At 66.3% G+C, this 16,585-nt stretch carries 17 protein-coding genes; 7 read left to right on the top strand and 10 right to left on the bottom strand.

What is annotated here, in order from left to right; all coding sequences use genetic code 11:
* Positions 1-265 precede the first annotated feature (265 nt).
* Both QFZ41_RS06460 and QFZ41_RS06455 read left to right on the top strand, forming a co-directional pair.
* The gene (locus tag QFZ41_RS06460; RefSeq protein ID WP_429197994.1) at positions 266-1,498 is read left to right on the top strand and encodes an MFS transporter; all 1,233 of its coding nucleotides are present in this window, start codon (positions 266-268) and stop codon (positions 1,496-1,498) included.
* A gap of 30 nt (positions 1,499-1,528) precedes the next feature.
* On the top strand, positions 1,529-1,921 hold the full coding sequence (locus QFZ41_RS06455) for a hypothetical protein (RefSeq protein WP_429197993.1): 393 nt from the start codon (positions 1,529-1,531) through the stop codon (positions 1,919-1,921).
* Between the two features lie 261 nt (positions 1,922-2,182).
* Here QFZ41_RS06455 and QFZ41_RS06450 read toward each other — a convergent pair whose 3' ends face one another.
* Together QFZ41_RS06450 and cls are read right to left on the bottom strand one after the other, a co-directional pair.
* Positions 2,183-2,944 carry a prolyl oligopeptidase family serine peptidase gene (locus QFZ41_RS06450; protein WP_429197992.1) on the bottom strand — a complete coding sequence of 254 codons (762 nt, stop codon included), beginning with the start codon at positions 2,942-2,944 and terminating at the stop codon, positions 2,183-2,185.
* A 323-nt stretch (positions 2,945-3,267) separates the two neighbouring features.
* Positions 3,268-4,689 (bottom strand): cardiolipin synthase, encoded by a 1,422-nt coding sequence (gene cls, locus QFZ41_RS06445; RefSeq protein ID WP_429197991.1) that lies wholly within the window; start codon positions 4,687-4,689, stop codon positions 3,268-3,270.
* Positions 4,690-4,805: 116 nt separating this feature from the next.
* Between cls and QFZ41_RS06440 the strand changes: the two genes are divergently transcribed.
* Complete coding sequence (locus tag QFZ41_RS06440; RefSeq protein ID WP_429197990.1) at positions 4,806-5,990, top strand: MFS transporter; 1,185 nt, start codon at positions 4,806-4,808, stop codon at positions 5,988-5,990.
* A 10-nt stretch (positions 5,991-6,000) separates the two neighbouring features.
* Here QFZ41_RS06440 and QFZ41_RS06435 read toward each other — a convergent pair whose 3' ends face one another.
* The gene (locus QFZ41_RS06435) at positions 6,001-7,395 is read right to left on the bottom strand and encodes an FAD/NAD(P)-binding protein (protein ID WP_429197989.1); all 1,395 of its coding nucleotides are present in this window, start codon (positions 7,393-7,395) and stop codon (positions 6,001-6,003) included.
* 46 nt (positions 7,396-7,441) lie between these two features.
* Complete coding sequence (locus QFZ41_RS06430; protein WP_429197988.1) at positions 7,442-8,020, bottom strand: cysteine dioxygenase; 579 nt, start codon at positions 8,018-8,020, stop codon at positions 7,442-7,444.
* Between the two features lie 160 nt (positions 8,021-8,180).
* Here QFZ41_RS06430 and QFZ41_RS06425 point away from each other — a divergent pair, with 160 nt between their 5' ends.
* Positions 8,181-8,465, top strand: coding sequence for a hypothetical protein (locus QFZ41_RS06425; RefSeq protein ID WP_429197987.1), 285 nt, complete (start codon positions 8,181-8,183; stop codon positions 8,463-8,465).
* A 6-nt stretch (positions 8,466-8,471) separates the two neighbouring features.
* On the opposite strand, the gene QFZ41_RS06420 is transcribed toward QFZ41_RS06425, so the two are convergent.
* Complete coding sequence (locus QFZ41_RS06420) at positions 8,472-9,140, bottom strand: energy transducer TonB (RefSeq protein ID WP_429197986.1); 669 nt, start codon at positions 9,138-9,140, stop codon at positions 8,472-8,474.
* 169 nt (positions 9,141-9,309) lie between these two features.
* On the bottom strand, positions 9,310-10,137 hold the full coding sequence (locus QFZ41_RS06415; RefSeq protein ID WP_429197985.1) for a universal stress protein: 828 nt from the start codon (positions 10,135-10,137) through the stop codon (positions 9,310-9,312).
* Positions 10,138-10,240: 103 nt separating this feature from the next.
* Between QFZ41_RS06415 and trhA the strand changes: the two genes are divergently transcribed.
* Positions 10,241-10,909 (top strand): PAQR family membrane homeostasis protein TrhA, encoded by a 669-nt coding sequence (trhA, locus tag QFZ41_RS06410; protein ID WP_429197984.1) that lies wholly within the window; start codon positions 10,241-10,243, stop codon positions 10,907-10,909.
* Positions 10,910-11,108: 199 nt separating this feature from the next.
* Here trhA and QFZ41_RS06405 read toward each other — a convergent pair whose 3' ends face one another.
* The 3 genes from QFZ41_RS06405 to QFZ41_RS06395 all read right to left on the bottom strand — a co-directional run bounded on the left by QFZ41_RS06405 (position 11,109) and on the right by QFZ41_RS06395 (position 14,209).
* The gene (locus QFZ41_RS06405) at positions 11,109-12,884 is read right to left on the bottom strand and encodes a DUF885 domain-containing protein (RefSeq protein WP_429197983.1); all 1,776 of its coding nucleotides are present in this window, start codon (positions 12,882-12,884) and stop codon (positions 11,109-11,111) included.
* 72 nt (positions 12,885-12,956) lie between these two features.
* Positions 12,957-13,439: a DUF456 domain-containing protein gene (locus tag QFZ41_RS06400; RefSeq protein ID WP_429197982.1), complete on the bottom strand. Its 483-nt coding sequence runs from the start codon at positions 13,437-13,439 to the stop codon at positions 12,957-12,959.
* Positions 13,439-14,209, bottom strand: a complete 771-nt coding sequence (locus QFZ41_RS06395) for a DUF3298 domain-containing protein (RefSeq protein ID WP_429197981.1) — start codon at positions 14,207-14,209, stop codon at positions 13,439-13,441. Before QFZ41_RS06395 ends, QFZ41_RS06400 begins: the two co-directional genes overlap by 1 nt.
* 93 nt (positions 14,210-14,302) lie before the next feature.
* Between QFZ41_RS06395 and QFZ41_RS06390 the strand changes: the two genes are divergently transcribed.
* A complete protein-coding gene (locus tag QFZ41_RS06390) occupies positions 14,303-14,953 on the top strand; it encodes a serine/threonine protein kinase (protein WP_429200195.1) in 651 nt (216 codons plus the stop codon).
* A gap of 17 nt (positions 14,954-14,970) precedes the next feature.
* On the opposite strand, the gene QFZ41_RS06385 is transcribed toward QFZ41_RS06390, so the two are convergent.
* A complete protein-coding gene (locus tag QFZ41_RS06385; protein ID WP_429197980.1) occupies positions 14,971-15,747 on the bottom strand; it encodes a ferredoxin--NADP reductase in 777 nt (258 codons plus the stop codon).
* 230 nt (positions 15,748-15,977) lie between these two features.
* On the opposite strand from QFZ41_RS06385, the gene QFZ41_RS06380 reads away from it, so the two are divergent.
* Complete coding sequence (locus QFZ41_RS06380) at positions 15,978-16,370, top strand: hypothetical protein (RefSeq protein ID WP_429197979.1); 393 nt, start codon at positions 15,978-15,980, stop codon at positions 16,368-16,370.
* The last annotated feature ends 215 nt before the right edge of the window (positions 16,371-16,585 follow it).

Below are 16,585 nucleotides of genomic sequence, written 5' to 3'. Positions count from 1 at the left end.
GTTGGAAGCCGAACTTGTGGGACCGGCCTTACGGGAGCCGACCTGGTGGGAGCCGACCTTGTCGGCGATCCCGCGGCAGCGGGCCAGACTGAGGCAAGCACCCATCGCCGACAAGGTCGGCTCCCACCAGGATACGGCTCATCCCGGTTAAGACTCGGTCCCACCAAACAGCGGTTTCTCCCACGAGGCTGCGGTTTCTCCCTTCAAGTGGCCGCATGGCGAGCCATGACGCACTGCAACAACGGCGCGCTATAATCCTCCGGCCATGTCTCTTCCCTCCCTCGTTCCCCATCGCGGACGGCGTTTCGCCGTCACGGCCCGGATTCTTTCCGCCGTCGTATTTTCCTTCGTCTGTTACCTGTGCATCGGCATCCCGCTCGCCGTGTTGCCGGGATTCGCGCACCTGGACCTGGGTTACTCGACGATCATCGCGGGCCTGGCGGTCAGTGCGCAGTACCTCGCGACACTGCTGAGCCGCCCGCACGCGGGGCGAATGGCCGATGCGATGGGGCCGAAACGGACCGTCGTCGCCGGGTTGATCGTGCTGGCGATCTCCGGTCTTTTCCTCGCGCTCGCCGCGCTGGTGCCGAAGATTCCCGCCCTATCGCTGGCGCTGATCCTGCTCAGCCGCCTGGGCCTCGGCTTCGCGGAAAGCTGGGTGAGTACCGGTTCGATCACCTGGGGTATCGGCGGCATCGGCGGCGAACATACCGCTCGGGTGATTTCATGGAATGGCATCGCCACCTACGGCGGCATCGCACTGGGTGCGCCGCTCGGCGTGACGCTGGGGCGAGACCACGGCTTCATCTCCCTGGGAATCCTGACCTTCGCGTTGGGTGTGGTGGCCTTGCCGCTGGCGCTGGCGAAGGCCCGCGTGGCACCCAGCCATGGCGAGCGCCTTCCGTTCAAGAGCGTGCTTTCGCGGGTCATGCCTTACGGCGCGGGGCTCGCGCTGGCATCCATAGGCTTCGGCTCCCTCTCCACCTTCGTCGCCCTCTACTACGCGAGCCGCGGCTGGGCCGATGCGGCGCTTTCGCTATCGGTGTTCGGCTGCTGTTTCATCGGCATCCGCCTGATCTTCGGCAACGCCATCGACCGCTTCGGCGGTTATCGCGTCGCGATCGCTTCGCTGTTCGTCGAGTGCCTCGGCCTGATCCTGCTCTGGCAGGGGACGACGCCGCATGCCGCCCTCGCGGGCGCGGCGCTCACGGGCGCCGGATTCGCGCTGGTGTTCCCGGCTCTGGGTGTCGAGGCGGTCGGCCGCGTCAGCACGCACAATCGCGGCGCGGCCCTGGGCGCTTATTCGGTATTCCTCGATGTCGCGCTGGGCCTTACGGGCCCGGTCGGCGGCTGGGTCGCAGGTCTTTACGACTATCCCGCGATCTTCCTGCTGGCCGGTTTCGCCGCGCTGGCGGCGATGCTCCTGGCCGCCTCCCTCTACCTGCGTTTCGGCCGCGATAGAAACGTACGCGATAACCGGGCCAACGCGCGGGCATAATGCGCTCTCGGTTCCCCTAGAGTTCTTCGCATGCCATACGATCGCAGTTGGACGGGCTTCGGCATCGTCGGTGCCCTGGAAACGGGCGCCATCGCGCTGCTCATCGGCATCGTGGTCTTCGGCTTGTTGCATGCCTTCGGCAAGGGCAACGGATGGAGCGATGGAAAGCGCATCGCCATCGCCTATGTGTTTTCCGTGGTACTGGGCGCCGGGCAGGACCTGTGGGACCTGTTCTACTTCAACATGGCGCCGCTTCAGTCACTCACCTTGTTGAAGCTGAAGCTGGCCGCCGTGCATGATCCGGATGCGATCGGCCTGCGCGTCTTCTTCGAACTCGTCGGCGCGTTGGCCGGCGTATGCATCGGCTGGCTCGTATTCGCCGGCGGGCTGAAAAAGCTGTCCGCCAGCATGCGCAGTTCCTGACAAGCCGACTCCGGTAGGAGCCGACGCAGGTAGGAACCGACCTTGCTGGGAGCCGGCCCTCATGGCAGCCGGCCCTGTGGGAGCCGGCCCTGATGGGAGCCGACCCTGTCTGCGATGGGTGCTTGCCGTAACCTGGTGGGAAGCCGCTTCAGCGGCGATGGGTGCTTGCCTCAACCTGGCCCGCTGCCGCGGGGTCGCCGACAAGGTCGGCTCCCACCAGGTTGATTCCCACCAAGGACGGTTCCTACCTTAGGACGGTTCTTATCGGGTGTGGCTGAACATCCAGTCCCATAGATCCGGTGTCGCATAAGCCTTTTCCCATGAGCCGTGGTTCACGCCAGGGAATTCGCTGTACTTCACTTCCGCCCCGCGCTTGACCAGCGCCGCATTCATCTTGCGCGACTGTTCGGTGGGCACGACGTTGTCGTCGCCGCCATGGAAGATCCATACCGGCAGCTTGCCGATCTTTTCCGCTACCCGGGTGAAGGGATCGTCGCCCTGCGGTACGCCGTGTACGTAAAGCGCCCGCTCGTCGCTCAACGGGGTGACGCCCCCACAAATGATGGCCGCGGCGGCGAACGTACCGGGGTGATCCACGGCGAGTTGCCAGGAGCCGTAACCGCCCATGGAGAGGCCGGTGAGATACAGGCGCTTCCGGTCGCCATGGAACTCTTTCACGCTGTTCTCCAACGCGGCCATCGCCATGTCGGCCTCGGCCCGGTCGGTCCATTCCGCATCGTCGGGTGCCTGCGGAATCACCACCACCGCCGGAAAATCCATGTGCTGTTTCAGCCAGGGTGGCAGGCCTTGCGACATCTGCTTCTGGTTGTCGGTGCCACGTTCGCCGCTGCCATGAAGGAACAGCACCACGGCCGGATGCTTCTTCACATCCGCGGGCACGAATACCTGATAGCGGTAGGTCTTGCCGTGGACATCGACGGAGCGCTCGACGAAGCGTGCCGGGGCAGCGAAACCCGCCGTGCTGGCGATGGCGGCGGTGAGGAAGGCGAGGGTACGAAGCATCGTGGCGGTTCCCTGAGGACAGGTAGTAGAGTCAAGCGGAGTAACGGACGTATCGCAAGGCTCTGGAGTACTCGGTGACAGCAGACCCGGGTGGCGCTTGCCTCTGGTGGGAGCCGACCTTGTGGGAGCCGACCCTGTCGGCGATGGGTGCTTGCCGTAACCTGGTGGGAAGCCGCTTCAGCGGCGATGGGTACTTGCCTCAACCTGGCCCGCTGCCGCGGGATCGCCGACAAGGTCGGCTCCCACCAAGGCCGGCTCCCGACAAGGCCGGTTCTCACCAAGGTCGGCTCCCACCAGGGCTTTTCCGGGAATGAGCGAAGAACCTACAAGATGGGATCGAACAGGCGGGCGACATGCAGCGCCACGCGGCGGAAGTACGACAAGCGCCGATAGTCGTTGGGATTCACTTCCTCGCTGTTGGCGAAATCCGTCATCAGCATCGTCTCCACTTCGGCGGCGAAAGCCTCGTCCACGTTCAGGGCGGCTATCTCGAAGTTCAGCCGGAAGCTGCGGTTGTCCAGGTTCATGCTGCCGACGACGGCCGTGTCGTCGTCGATCAACATCACCTTCTGGTGCACGAAGCCCGGCTGGTAGCGGAACATCCGGATGCCGGCGAGGGTCGCCTCGTGCGCATAGAGCGTGGATGCCATGAACACCGTGCGATGGTCCGGGCGGCATGGGATGAGGATACGCACGTCCACGCCCCGGAACACGGCGAGACGCAACGCCCCGAACACCGCCTGGTCCGGGACGAAGTAGGGCGTGGTGATCCATGCGCGATTTCTTGCGGCATGGATGGCCTGGGTGAAGAACAACGAACAACTTTCCTGGCGGTCGGCCGGACCGGTGGCAACGATGAGGCTGGCGGCCCGTCCGCACCGTTCGGGCGGTGGCGACGACGGTGGGCGTTCGCCCGTAACCCAGTACCAGTCCTCGGCGAACACGCGTTGCAAGTCGGCCACCGCTGGTCCCTCGATCTCCATGTGCGTGTCGCGCCATGGCGACAACGGCGGCTTCTCGCCGAGGTATTCGTCGCCCGCGTTGAGCCCGCCGACGAAACCGCGCACACCGTCCACGACGAGCACCTTGCGGTGGTTGCGGAAGTTCAGCTGGAAGCGATTGCGCCAGCGCCGCGTGGCGAAGCGGCGCACCAGCACGCCGCCGTCGCGCAGGCGTTCCACGTAGCTGTCGGGAAGGGCGTGGCTGCCGATGCTGTCGTACAACACGCATACCTCCACGCCCGCCGCCGCGCGTTCCAGCAGCGCTTCACTCAGCCGGCGTCCCAGTACGTCGTCATGGATGATGAAGAACTGCAGGAGCACGTAGCGCTCCGCCCTGGCGATGGCGGCGAACATGGCGGCGAATGTCGCCTCGCCGTCGATGTGCAGGAACAGCGCGTTGCCGCCGTGCATCGACGTGTTCAGCATCCTCCCGATGGCGTCGTAGCGTGCGTCGTGTATGGGCGTGGCCGGCGGCGACACGCCGGGCCGCGCGGAGTGCGTGGCTTCTTCATGGAGCATGAAGAAGCGCGCCTGGCGCTGCCGGTGCAGGTCGACGTAGCCTCCGAAATGGCTCGCGCCGAGGAACAGGTACGGCACCAGGGTGACATAGGGCAGCAGCACCAGGCCCAGTACCCACGCGAACGCGCCCTGCGCGGTGCGGGTGTGCATCACCGCGTGCATGGCGGCGAACACGCCGGCGACGTGCAGGCAGAGCGCCGCGATGGCGATCAGGGTGGTGATCATGCGCGGGCGGTCTCCACTATCAAGTTTCCGGCAACAGTGTTTGGCGCCAGGAGGTGTTTTTGCATAAGGGCCCGGGCGGGAGAATGCACGTTATCGCTTTCCTTCGAGCCTATCCTATGAACCTTCCCTCGTCCCGTCTGCCCTTGCTGGCCCTGGCCGTGGCGGCTTTCGCGATCGGCACCACCGAGTTCGTGATCATGGGCCTGCTGCCCGAGGTGGCCGCCGACCTGCGGGTGAGCATTCCTTCCGCGGGCATGCTCGTTTCCGGCTACGCCCTCGGCGTGGCCGTCGGCGCGCCGTTGCTCGCCGCCCTGACCGCCCGCCTGGAGCGCAAGCGTGCGCTGCTCCTGCTGATGGGCCTTTTCATCCTCGGCAACCTGCTGTGCGCCCTCGCACCGAATTACGAGGTGCTGATGATAGCCCGCGTGGTGGCCGCGTTCTGCCATGGCTCGTTCTTCGGCATCGGCGCCATCGTGGCGGCTCATCTCGTGCCCGCCAACCAGCGCGCGCGTGCGATATCCCTCATGTTCGCCGGGCTCACCCTGGCGAATGTGCTGGGCGTGCCGTTCGGAACCTTCCTCGGTCAGTGGGCGGGGTGGCGGGCGACCTTCTGGGCGGTGACCGGCCTGGGCGTGGCGGCATCGCTGGCGGTCGCGCGATTCGTACCCGCGCTGCCGCACCTGAAGGCACCGCACATGGGCCGGGAATTGCGCGTGCTGCGCGAACCGCAGGTCCTTCTCGCCCTGGGCATGACCGTGCTCGGCTTCGGCGGTGTGTTCACCGTGTTCACCTACATCGCGCCGATCCTTCAGGAACAGTCGCACATCGGCCCGCACTGGACCGGCGCGGTGTTGGTGCTGTTCGGTCTCGGCACCACGATCGGCAACATCCTCGGCGGGCGGCTTGCGGACTGGAAACTGATGCCGTCACTGATGGGCATCCTGGTGACGCTGACCTTGTTGCTGGTGATCTTCGCCTGGACGATGCACTCGACCATCGCCGCCGTCGTCACGGTGTTCCTGTGGGGCATCGCGGCCTTCGCCACGGTGGCCCCGCTGCAGTCACGCGTGGTGCATGTGGCGGGCGACGCGCCCAATCTCGCCTCGACGCTCAACATCGCCGCGTTCAACCTCGGCAACGCCGGCGGCGCGTGGCTGGGTGGCGCCGTGCTGGCCGCGGGTTACGCCATGCCGGTGGTGAGCCTGGCCGGCGCCGCGGTCACCGTGGCGGGCCTGCTGGCCACGATGGCCAGCGTTGCGCTCGAACGTCGCGCCGTCTCCCTCGCCGCGGGATGCGCCTGACATCCCACCGTTACCGGGTGGCGACTCGTTCCAGCTTCTCGGCCAGCAGCATGTTGGCCAGGTTCTGGGCCTGCTTGCGGATCTCGGGGATCGCGGTGGATTCCCAGAGCGCACCGCGCAGAAGGCTGCCTAGCGCGAAGAGGTTCGGGCGCGGCTTGCCGTTGCCGTCCAGCAGGTGGCCGTCGGGCAGCGCGGCGAAACCGAGTCCGAGCGGATCGGGAGTGACGAGGCCGCCGAGCACCAGCTGGCGCACCAGGCGGTGCTCGGTGCGCTGTGTGTCCGTATTGAGCCCCACCGTCTGAATGACGACGTCGTAGGCGTCGGTGGAATCGCCCCCGCCCGGTAATCCATGCACGACCGAGAGCGTACCGTCGTGCGACAGCTGCACGGCGCGCATGCGTCCGCGGCCCCGGGTGAAGCGTCCGCCAGCCTCCAGCGCCGCGATCGTCGCGGCGACCTGCGGCGGCATGCGATGGCGTGCGCGCTCCCACGCCCAGCGGGCATGCCGGAGGAAGCGTGCACGTTCCGTCCGTGGCAGGTCGTGCCATAGCGATTGCGTATGCGGGCGCATGCCATCGATCACGGTACGCCAGTCTTCGGCGCCGGCCGTCGTTTCGCGCAAGCGGCGCAGCCATGCGCGGATGTTGGCGTCGTCGCGCATCGACTCGATCAGTTCACCGCCATCGTCGTTGGGGGCGGATGCGGCGGCGAGATGCGGCTCGGGTAGCTTCCCGTGACGTGACAGCGCGTCGAAGTGGGCGTTCGGCCAGCGGGTCGACAATTCCAGCAGGACGTCGACGGCGGTGAGGCCCAGGCCGATGACCAGGACGCGCAAGGGACGCTCGTCATGCCCGGCGGATGCAAGGAACGGCCATGGGTCGGTGATGTAGCGGCCACTCGCGATCGCGGCTTCTTCCACGCCCGGCAACGGACGCGGTGGCAGCGAACCGATGGCCAGCACCGCGGCCTCGGCCTGCGTTTCTCCATCCCCGTAACCGATGGTGACGCCTTCGGCCGAAGGCACCACGGATTCCGCGGCGAACGGCAAGACGTTCACGTCGTGGCCGTAGGAGCCGGCGTTCTTCACGGCTTCTTCGGCGCGGGACTGCAGGAAATCGCCGTACATGCGGCGCGGCAGGAAATCGGAGCCCTTCACGGAAGGGTCCAGCGCCTGGGCGTACTCGAGGAAGCCGCCCGGCTTGCTGACGAACATGCCCATCGAGGCGGCGCGCACGTTGAGCAGGTGCCGCTCGGAAGGCGTGCCATAAGCGACGCCGCGGCCGGCCACCACGCCGCCCGTATACCAGTCGAGATGAAGCGGGCGCTGCGTGCGCCGCTCCAGCAATTCGCTTACCAGGGTCGCCGCTGCCGCGCCACCGCCGATGATGGCGACTTTATGAAACATGAGTTGGTCCTTCGCCCGATGGCTGGGGTGGAGGGCCGTGAGACCGTCAGGCCGTCAGGCGTCCCGCGATGATCGATTGCCTCGGTCGTGCGATCCAGTGTCCGGAAGGACCGGGCTGCTCATACGCGAGGTACTGTGCCAGATCGCCACCGTACACGTGAAGCGTGAGGGCCGTGTCGTGCCGCGACAAATTGCGGCAGCGGTGCGTGTGGCTTTCCGTGGCGTCGAACCAGGTGGCATCGCCCGGGCCGAGCCAGGTACGGCCGCTGCTGCGCAGGGAAAGGTCGGCGTCGTCCTTGATGAAGGATTCCACCTCGAGCGCACCGGCGATGGTCGCTTCCAACCCCCACAGCCCGCCGTGATCGTGCACGGGCGTGGCATAGCCGGGAGGCCATGCCATGACCAGCATGCTCACGGGCGGACGTGCGCGCTCGGCGAGCATCCAGCGCTCGAAGCCGCGCCGGCGCTCGCGCAGGGGACCCAGCATGGCGGCCAGGTCGGCGCTGCGGCCGTGCAGGACGCTTCCGATCTCCCGCCCCATGGAGGCGAGGTCCGGATGCTCGGCATCCGAGAGGTCGAACGCTATGTCCCGCAAGGTCCTGATGATGGAAGAACGCTTACCCATGGACGGGCTGTCCGCTAAATCAACTGGCGGGAAGTGGAGCATGCAGGCCGTTAAACCATCGTAACCTCCGTCTTTCACGGCCCTTTAAACGCTTTCACGGAAGGCCGCATCCAAGCCGTGACCGCCCCGTGGGCGGCCCCGTCCTCGGAGAGCAAACGCCATGATCGTCTTCACTTCGCTCGTCGTCCTTGCCATCGCCTTCTGGCTGGTCCTCGCCTTCGTTGGGATCGTCCTCAAGGTGGTCTTCGGCATCATCGGTGGCGTGTTCAGCATCGTCGGCAGCATCCTGGGCGCCGTGATCGGCGGCGTGGTGATGCTGGCGATGGCGCCGGTGGTCGTCCTGGCCCTCCTGCCGGTCCTCCTGCCGGTGGCCTTGCTGGCCATCATCGTCTGGGCGATCGCCCGCGCCACGCGCAAACCCGACGTCGTGGTGATGCCCCGCTGAGTAACCCTAGATGTCGCGCAGGTTGAAGGTCACCGGAATCCGCGCCCAGGCGCGGACCGGCTGGCCGTCCGTCTTCGCGGGCTGAAAACGCCAGCGGGCCAGGATCTGGTCACGTGCCGCCTTGTCGAGCACGGGATGCCCGCTGCTGCTCTCCACGATCACCTCGACGGGCTTGCCGGTTTCGTCGACGAGCACGCGCAGGGTCACCGTCCCCTGCAAATGGCCGGCCCTCGCGGCGCGGGGATAGGCCGGCGCCGGCGCCGACACATAGGCGAGGGTGGCTTCCACGGGAGCAGACGGCACGGCGGGCGCGTTGACCGGCGTGCTGTCGAACGCCGCGGGCGGGGCCGCCTGTGCGCTGCCTTCATCGGTCGGAACAGGTTGCGCCCTGGGTGGGGCGATCTGCACGGGCTGCGCGGCGTGCGGCTGTTCCACCCGTTTCGCCGGCAGGGGTTTCAGCTCGATCGGTGGTGGGGGAACGACCTTCGGTTCCACCGGATGGTCGATGAGGCGAATCGAGGGCGCCGGCAGGGGCGCGAACGATATCGTCGCCATCATCGGCCGCATCACGGCGATCAAGGCGGCGGCATTGAGGGCGATCGCCGCGCTCATGGCGACGATTCGGACGGTGTCCGGATGCACTCCGGCGTGGGATTGCGGACGAGCGAACGACATGAGCCACCTCCTGCAACGTGGGGGAAGGTGATGCGCGGTCGGGAACACGGCCGGTGGGGACCGGCGGGGATCGTGTTCAGGTCCGATGGCAGGTTAGGCTGCCTTCGAAAGCATTTGCAACAGGGCCGTCCGGACGGCTATTTCGTAAGTGGTGACCGACGTGTCGCGCCTAGTGCGCGACGAGCATCGGCACGTCCGATTGCATGAAGAGGAACCGCGTAGTTCCACCCAACACCATCTCGGACAACCGGGAACGCCCCCAGGCGCCCATGACGATGAGATCGGCGTTCTCGGCATGCGCGATGTCGAGCAAGGCGGGGCCGGGGGCGGCGATGGCCGCCTCGTCGAGGCGCCTGACCTCCGCCGTCACGTCGTGAGTCTTCAGCCAGCCGCAGATGTCGGTATCCGGAAGGGCACAGGTGCCGACGTCTTCGTCGCGGCTGCCGTCGATGACGGTCACCCTGGCCGCCTTGCGCAGCATCGGAAGCGACGAGCGCACGGCGAGGGCGGATTCACGGCTGCCGCTCCATGCCACCAGCACATGCTCGCCGAGGGTCACGACCGGCGAGGCCTCCGGCACCACGAGCACGCCGCGGCTGGACGCGAAGACGGTGCGCGACACGACGCCGAATCCCACCGGCGCATCGCCACGCATCGTGGAGGAGCGCTCCATGACGACGAGATCGTAGCCCGCCGAAGCGTGCGCAAGCAGGGTGACCGTATCGCCGTTGCCGACACGCCAGTTGCCATGGAGTCCGTGGGAGGAGAGCAGGGCGGCCCAGTCCCCGGCCACCGCCCGCGCGTCCGTCGAACGCTGGCGCACCGCGTCCAGTTGCATCGGCACCGCCTCGGGTACCGTGAACGCCGCAGCCGGAAGGTCCACCACGTGCAGGGCATCCAGGCGGGCGCCGAGCCGCGAGGCCATGGCCAGCGCGGCCCGCAAGCCCGCGCCCTGGGGCGGGAGCCGTCCGATGTGCACGAGCAGTTCGTGGGTCATGCCCCATGGAACAACGGCGGGGATACCGAGGTCAATGATTCGTCTCCACCGGGTGCCGCATCGGTTACCCTCGACCGGCACCGACCACTTCAGCGGAACATCCATGGTTATCGACAGCGCACAGCCCCGCTACCCCTACGCCGAGGAAGTCGCCAGCAGCGTCATCCATGGCATCGGGCTGGTGCTGAGCATCGCCGGCCTTGCGGTGCTGGTGGCGTTTTCCGCCATGTACGGCGGCGCGCGCGCCGTGGTGGCGAGTTCGGTATTCGGCACCACGCTGATCCTGCTCTACACCGCGTCGACGCTCTATCACTCCATTCCCGGCGACATGGCGAAGCGCGTGCTGCGCACGCTCGATCACATCGCGATCTTTCTGCTCATCGCCGGCACGTATACCCCGTTCACGCTGCTCGCCCTGCCCGGCGCATGGGGATGGGGCCTGTTCGCCACGATCTGGGCGCTGGCGATCATCGGCAGCGCGGCCGAACTGGGCTTGCTGAAGCGTTACCGGAAGGCAGCGGTGGCGATGTACATCGCGATGGGCTGGGTTGCGGTGGTGGCTATCGAACCGCTGCGCGACAACGTGCAGCCGGGTGGGCTCATGCTGTTGTTCGGCGGCGGCCTGGCGTATACCGCGGGCGTGCCGTTCTACATGGCGCGGAGACTTCCGTATCACCATGCGATCTGGCATTTCTTCGTGCTCGCCGGCAGTGTGCTGCATTACCTGGCGGTGTTGCTTTATGTGATCCCGGGTGCGCCGTCGCAGGGTTGATTCCCTCAGCACGTGTGGGAGCCGCTTCAGCGGCGATGGGTGCTTGCCATGACCTGGCCCGCTGCCGCGGGATCGCCGACAAGGTCGGCTCCCACCAGTAATCGTCGGCTTGGTGGAAGCCATCCTTCTGGCGATAACCTGGTGGGAGCCGACCCTGTCGGCGATGCTCGCTGACAGGGTCCCACTCGGGTTCGAAGGCTCAGATCTTCTTCGCCTTCTTCTCCTGCTCCGGAATGAAGCGCGTGCGCACGGCCTCGGCCAGCAGGTCCGGGGGCAGCAATCCCTGGGCGATCAGGAAATCGTTGAAGGCCTTGCGGTCGAAGCGGTCACCGAGCTTCGTCTGCGTTTCCGCGCGCAACTGCAGGATGCGGGTATAACCGTAGAAATACGCGGTGGCCTGACCCGGCGAGTTGAGCGTGTAGCGATCGAGTTCCTGCCGCGCCATCGGCTCGGACAAGCCCACGTCGTGCACGAGGATCTCGCGTGCCCGGTCGCGGTCGATCATGCCGAGGTTGAGCATCGGGTCGAGGAAGGCGCGGGCCGCACGCAGCAGGCGGAATTGCAGCGCGATGAACTGCCCTGCCGGTGGCTCGTACGGCATCATCTCCGCTTCGGCGTACAGCGCCCATCCTTCCACGTTCACGCTGTTGAAGGCGAACAGGCTTCGCGTCAGCGACACGCCTTGCTCGACCATGGCCGCGAACTGCAACTCGTGGCCCGGACGGCCTTCATGCGCGGTGAGCGTCCATGCCGCGGCTTCGAAAGTGAAGTCGTCGTACATCTGGGTCTTGTCGCCATCGGCCGGCGGATTGCCCGTGGTGAGTACGAAGGTGCCGCGTTGGCCTGTGTTGCCGACGAACGGAGGCGGGTCCATATGCGGTGCCGGCGTGCGCGCGTTCTCGGCTTCGGAAGCGAGGCGCATGGCCATCTGACGCTTCGGCAGTTCGACGATGCGCTGCTGGCGGATCGTTTCTTCGATCTTGCCGATGACGTCGTGGTACGTCGGCTCGACCTTGTCCTTCGCAAGCTGCTTCTTCTTCAACGCCTTGAGCACATCGCGATAATCGCCGTTGGGTAGGCCTTCCGCCTTCGCGACGACGGGTGCGAGCATCTGCAGCGCGTAAGTCGTTTCCATGAACTCCAGCTGGGCGCGATCGATCAGGTCATGCGGCGATATGTCGAGGCCGACCTGCTCGAGGTTGTACGCGTACAGCGGCTCGGGAAGGCGGAAATCCGTGCGTGCATGCGGCAACACGACCTTCTTCACCCAGGCGTTGTAGTCCTTGAGCTGCTGGTCCAGCTTCGCCATGGCCTCGTCGGAACCCGCGATCTTCTTTTCCGCGAACAGTTTGCGGATGCCGTCGACGTAGCGCTGGGTATTGCCGAGCTTCTGCTCGACATCCGCCTTCACGGGACCGAGCAAGGCTTTGTCGCCCAGCTTTTCCGTGGTGCGGGCGCGGGCCTGGTCGACGAGGGCCGCACAACCGGGCGCCATGCCTACGTAACACTTCAGGCGCCCGAGGGCGGCCTTGTTCTGTTCCGGCGTGCTTTCGGCGTTGAGCAAGGAGAACTCACCGCTGAAGACGATCTGCCCGGCGTCGAACCATGGCAGCAGGTACTTGTCGTTGAGGTCGATACCCTTGATGTTGCCGTCGATCTGCTTGAGCAGAATCTGAAGATCCTGCTTCACGTTGGGATCCTTTTCCTCGGCGAGGCGCCTGTTCACCTTCGCGCGTACGTCGACCAGCGCGGCGCGCTGGCGCTTGTCGACATCGGGCCCCAGGTCCACCGTCTTTTCATCGAAACCCTTCAGGCCGATGTCGGTGGCGGATTCGGGGCTGAAGCGGGCGGTGACGTCGAGCAGCGCCTGTGCGTCGGCGTTGCTGCGCGCGATCCAGGCGGGTTGCGCCGTTTCCGCGTGCAGGCCGCCGATGGCGAAGGTCACGGCAGTGGCGAGGATGAGTCGTCGGAACATGCGTATCTCCCCAGTGAAGTCCGGCGAGACTAGCTTCTGCGGACGGCGCGCGCCAATGTGCCTGATGGCCGATCAGCTGAGGAGCAGCGCGAGCCCGGCCATGCCGATCATCAGGAAGGAGATCACCACCTTGGCGAGGATGCCCACCAGCATGCCTATCCAGGTGCCGATGCCCACGTGGGCCGAGCGGAGGATGCTGGTTCCCGACCATAGCTCGCCGATCACCGCACCGGCGAACGGCCCGATCAACAGGCCGGGGATGCCGAAGAACATGCCTACGGTGGTCCCGATGCCCGCGCCCCACAAGGCGCGTGGACTGGCACCGATCCGCTTCGCGCCGAGCGAGGCGGAGATGAAATCCAACGCGATGCCGACCGCGCCGACGATGCCGATGGCGACCAGCCAGCCCCAGCCCAGGTGCTGATAGTCGTCCACGGCCGCTGCCAGCCAGATGCCACCGAAGATCATGGGGATGCCCGGCAGCACCGGCAGGATCGCACCCACCACGCCGCCGGCGATCAACGCGGCGGCGAGCAGGTAGAGGACGGCTTCCATTAACGGAAAGCCTCTCGGTACTCGGGTTTCAGGTATGCCGAAAACGATTCGCTGGGAACATCGACGGCCTGGGGGCCAGCGGCGTAGGAAGCCACCTGGTAAGGCGGAAAGATGAAGGTGAGGCCATGCACCTTGTCGTCCGGCCCGGTGAGCAGGCTGAACACCCGGTAGTGGTCCTTGCCCGGCGCCGTGCCTTCATCGATTTGCTCGCTGTCGGAAGCGAGCGGCTCGTCCTGGTCGTCCAGCGCGGTAAGCAGTTGCCGGCGCGCTTCCGCCGCGAAGGCGTTTTCCGCCGCATGCGGATCGGCGAACAGGTCGTCGATCCCGACCACCCGCTGGTCGTCCAGGTCGTAGGTGAAACTGTCGACGATCGGTGCGGGATGGGCGCCACCGGTGAAGGCCGAGCCATCGACCTGCACGTTGATGAAGCGGTCGGTACGGGCGGCCACGGCAATGTCCAGGTTGAGGTCCCAGGGCAGTTCGCGCGCCCGGGCCTTGGCGCCGGGCGCATCGAGGCTGGCGAGGAACGATTCCTTTTGCCGCTCCACGTAGCGGTCGATGGCACCGCGCAACGGTGCCGCCTTCGGCGGCAACTCCGGGAGTTTCAGTTCCATCGTGTACAGGCCCTCCCTTCCGGATTGGGTATCCTTAGCCACGTTCGCCTTGGCGGGCGGTGGCGTATCCCCGTCGTTCGTCCGGTCGGCGCCGTCGCGGCAGGCCACGAGCCCGGCCGTGGCGAAGACCAGCGACAGGATGTGTCGCACCAGCATGTTGCGTCTCTCCCTGCGAGGATCGCATCTTACCGTAGCTCCCCGTTAGCGGAGAGCGCGTCAACGAATCGAAGGACCAGCGTGCATACCGTGATGACGGAGTCCGTCACTCTGCTCAAGGCCGATGAGCTTGGCCGCATCGAACGCGTGGAACGCGACGGCGTGCTGCTGATCCGTCGCGACATCGGCGCCGCTCGCTGGTGGGCCCGCTGGTTCGCCCGTCGTGCCGCGGCGCGCGAGGCACGTGCGTTGACCCGGCTGGACGGTATCGACGGGGTGCCACGCCTGCTCGCCTGGAACGGCCGCGTGCTGGAGCGCAGCTACATGGCGGGCCAGCCGATGCAACTGGGCAAGCCGCTGGACGCGGCCTATTACCGCGATGCGCTGCGCCTGCTCGCCGTGCTGCACCGCCGTGGCATCGTCCATAACGATCTTGCCAAGGAGCCGAACTGGCTCGTCCGCGAGGACGGCTCGCCTGGCCTGGTGGATTTCCAGATCGCCTGGACCCGAGGGCGGCGCGGGGCGCTATTCCGCCTGCTGGCCCGGGAGGACCTGCGTCACTTGCTCAAGCACAAGCGCACATACGCGGCGGACCGACTTTCCTTGCGTCAACGCGCGATGCTCGCGCGCCCGGCGGCGCATTCCCGGCTGTGGCGAGCTACCGGGAAGCGTCTCTACAAGCTGATCGCGCGGCGGATCTTCGGTTACTGGGATAACGAAGGGCAGGGCCGCATTCGGCGTTGAGGCCGTCAGCGCGTCCTTTATTTCTCGACGAACGCGCGCTCGATCACATAGTCGCCCGGCTCGCGCGTACGCGGTGACGCCTGGAATCCCTCGCCATCCAGAAGGATGCAGATGTCCTCGAGCATCGACGGGCTGCCACAGAGCATCACGCGATCCTCTGCGGGATTCAGCTGAGGCAGGCCGGTGGCGCGTGCCAGTTCGCCGTCGGCGATGGCGTCCGTGATACGGCCACGATTGCGGAATTCCTCGCGCGTCACCGTGGGGTAGTACACGAGCTTCTCGCGCACCAGGTCGCCCAGGTACTCGTGGTTCGGCAGCTCGTTCTCGATATAGGTGGAGTAAGCGAGGTCATCCACGTGGCGGACGCCATGGGCAAGCACGATCTTGTCGAAGCGCTCGTAGGTTTCCGGGTCGCGGATGATCGAGAGGAAGGGGGCGAGGCCGGTGCCGGTGCCGAGCAGGTAGAGGCGCTTCCCGGGCTTGAGGTCGTTGAGGACCAGGGTGCCGGTCGGCTTGCGGCTGACAATGATGGGATCACCGGGTTTCAGGTGCTGGAGCCGGGACGTGAGCGGGCCGTCCTGCACCTTGATGCTGAAGAACTCCAGGTGCTCCTCGTAATGCGCGCTCGCGATGGAGTAAGCGCGCATCAAGGGCCGCCCATCGACTTCCAGTCCGATCATCACGAAATGCCCGCTCTCGAACCGGAAACCGGGATCGCGGGTGGTGCGGAAACTGAAAAGACTGTCATTCCAGTGGTGCACGTCGATGACGTGCTCGGTCGCCAGTGCCACCATGGTTGCTTGAACCTCGAAAAACGAAAGGGACGGGCCAACGCGCCGTGCGCGTAGCCTGGGGATCGGCTGGGGAAGCGGCCCCGGGGCCGCGCTGCCTCGCGCATGGCGTCGCACCCGCGTAGGTGCGCGCCCATGGGGCGTAAGTTTAAATCAAACCGGCGGAGACCGCCCTGCGGGCGCCTGAACGCGCCCTGGTCTAAGATGCGGGGCCGCCCAGCAGGAGAATTCCGGTGCCCAAACCCGACTACGCCGTGGGCCAATCCTGGACCTACCGTACCCGCCCCGGCGAGGAGGCGTCGCGTGTGGCGATCCGCCACATCGACCATGAACCGGAAGACGGCGAGGTTTTCCACGTCTCGATCCTGGACGTGAAGTTGCGCAATCACCGGGTGCCGGGAGGCATGCAGGGGGCCATGAACCATGCCGCCGTGTCCCGGGCCACGCTGGATGCGAGCCTGCTCGCTCTGGCAGGCGAGGCCGATGCGGACGAAAGCTGGCGCGACGGATACGGCGTCTGGCGCCAGGCCTACGACAACGGTGACGCGGGCATCTTCGACATCCCGGTGAACGAGATACTCGGCTACATCGAGATGGTCGTCGCGGCCTCGGGCGAGGCTCGATAAAAATTTCTAGTGGAAGTCTGGGGCTCGGCTCGGCTTCGCCATCGCCCTTTGTGTTGCGTCGAAGCAGGGGGAGCCGTCGGGTGCCGTTCTCGTTCGCTAAGTCCTCGTCCGGCCTACGCCTCCCTGCGGAATCGCTCAGAGAACGACACCCGACGACTCCCCTCCGAATGACGCGGTGGGTTGTTGGGCGAGTACTGCGAGGATGCTTTTCCGCA

The sequence above is a fragment of the Luteibacter sp. W1I16 genome (assembly GCF_050434905.1).
Taxonomy (GTDB): Bacteria; Pseudomonadota; Gammaproteobacteria; order Xanthomonadales; family Rhodanobacteraceae; genus Luteibacter.
This window is presented reverse-complemented; position numbering and strand designations above follow the sequence as displayed.

Coding starts and splice junctions, on each gene's coding strand:
- QFZ41_RS06460 (WP_429197994.1), top strand. CDS start 266: ATGTCTCTTCCCTCCCTCGTTCCCCATCGCGGACGGCGTTTCGCCGTC.
- QFZ41_RS06455 (WP_429197993.1), top strand. CDS start 1,529: ATGCCATACGATCGCAGTTGGACGGGCTTCGGCATCGTCGGTGCCCTG.
- QFZ41_RS06450 (WP_429197992.1), bottom strand. CDS start 2,944: ATGCTTCGTACCCTCGCCTTCCTCACCGCCGCCATCGCCAGCACGGCG.
- cls (WP_429197991.1), bottom strand. CDS start 4,689: ATGATCACCACCCTGATCGCCATCGCGGCGCTCTGCCTGCACGTCGCC.
- QFZ41_RS06440 (WP_429197990.1), top strand. CDS start 4,806: ATGAACCTTCCCTCGTCCCGTCTGCCCTTGCTGGCCCTGGCCGTGGCG.
- QFZ41_RS06435 (WP_429197989.1), bottom strand. CDS start 7,395: ATGTTTCATAAAGTCGCCATCATCGGCGGTGGCGCGGCAGCGGCGACC.
- QFZ41_RS06430 (WP_429197988.1), bottom strand. CDS start 8,020: ATGGGTAAGCGTTCTTCCATCATCAGGACCTTGCGGGACATAGCGTTC.
- QFZ41_RS06425 (WP_429197987.1), top strand. CDS start 8,181: ATGATCGTCTTCACTTCGCTCGTCGTCCTTGCCATCGCCTTCTGGCTG.
- QFZ41_RS06420 (WP_429197986.1), bottom strand. CDS start 9,140: ATGTCGTTCGCTCGTCCGCAATCCCACGCCGGAGTGCATCCGGACACC.
- QFZ41_RS06415 (WP_429197985.1), bottom strand. CDS start 10,137: ATGACCCACGAACTGCTCGTGCACATCGGACGGCTCCCGCCCCAGGGC.
- trhA (WP_429197984.1), top strand. CDS start 10,241: ATGGTTATCGACAGCGCACAGCCCCGCTACCCCTACGCCGAGGAAGTC.
- QFZ41_RS06405 (WP_429197983.1), bottom strand. CDS start 12,884: ATGTTCCGACGACTCATCCTCGCCACTGCCGTGACCTTCGCCATCGGC.
- QFZ41_RS06400 (WP_429197982.1), bottom strand. CDS start 13,439: ATGGAAGCCGTCCTCTACCTGCTCGCCGCCGCGTTGATCGCCGGCGGC.
- QFZ41_RS06395 (WP_429197981.1), bottom strand. CDS start 14,209: ATGCTGGTGCGACACATCCTGTCGCTGGTCTTCGCCACGGCCGGGCTC.
- QFZ41_RS06390 (WP_429200195.1), top strand. CDS start 14,303: ATGACGGAGTCCGTCACTCTGCTCAAGGCCGATGAGCTTGGCCGCATC.
- QFZ41_RS06385 (WP_429197980.1), bottom strand. CDS start 15,747: ATGGTGGCACTGGCGACCGAGCACGTCATCGACGTGCACCACTGGAAT.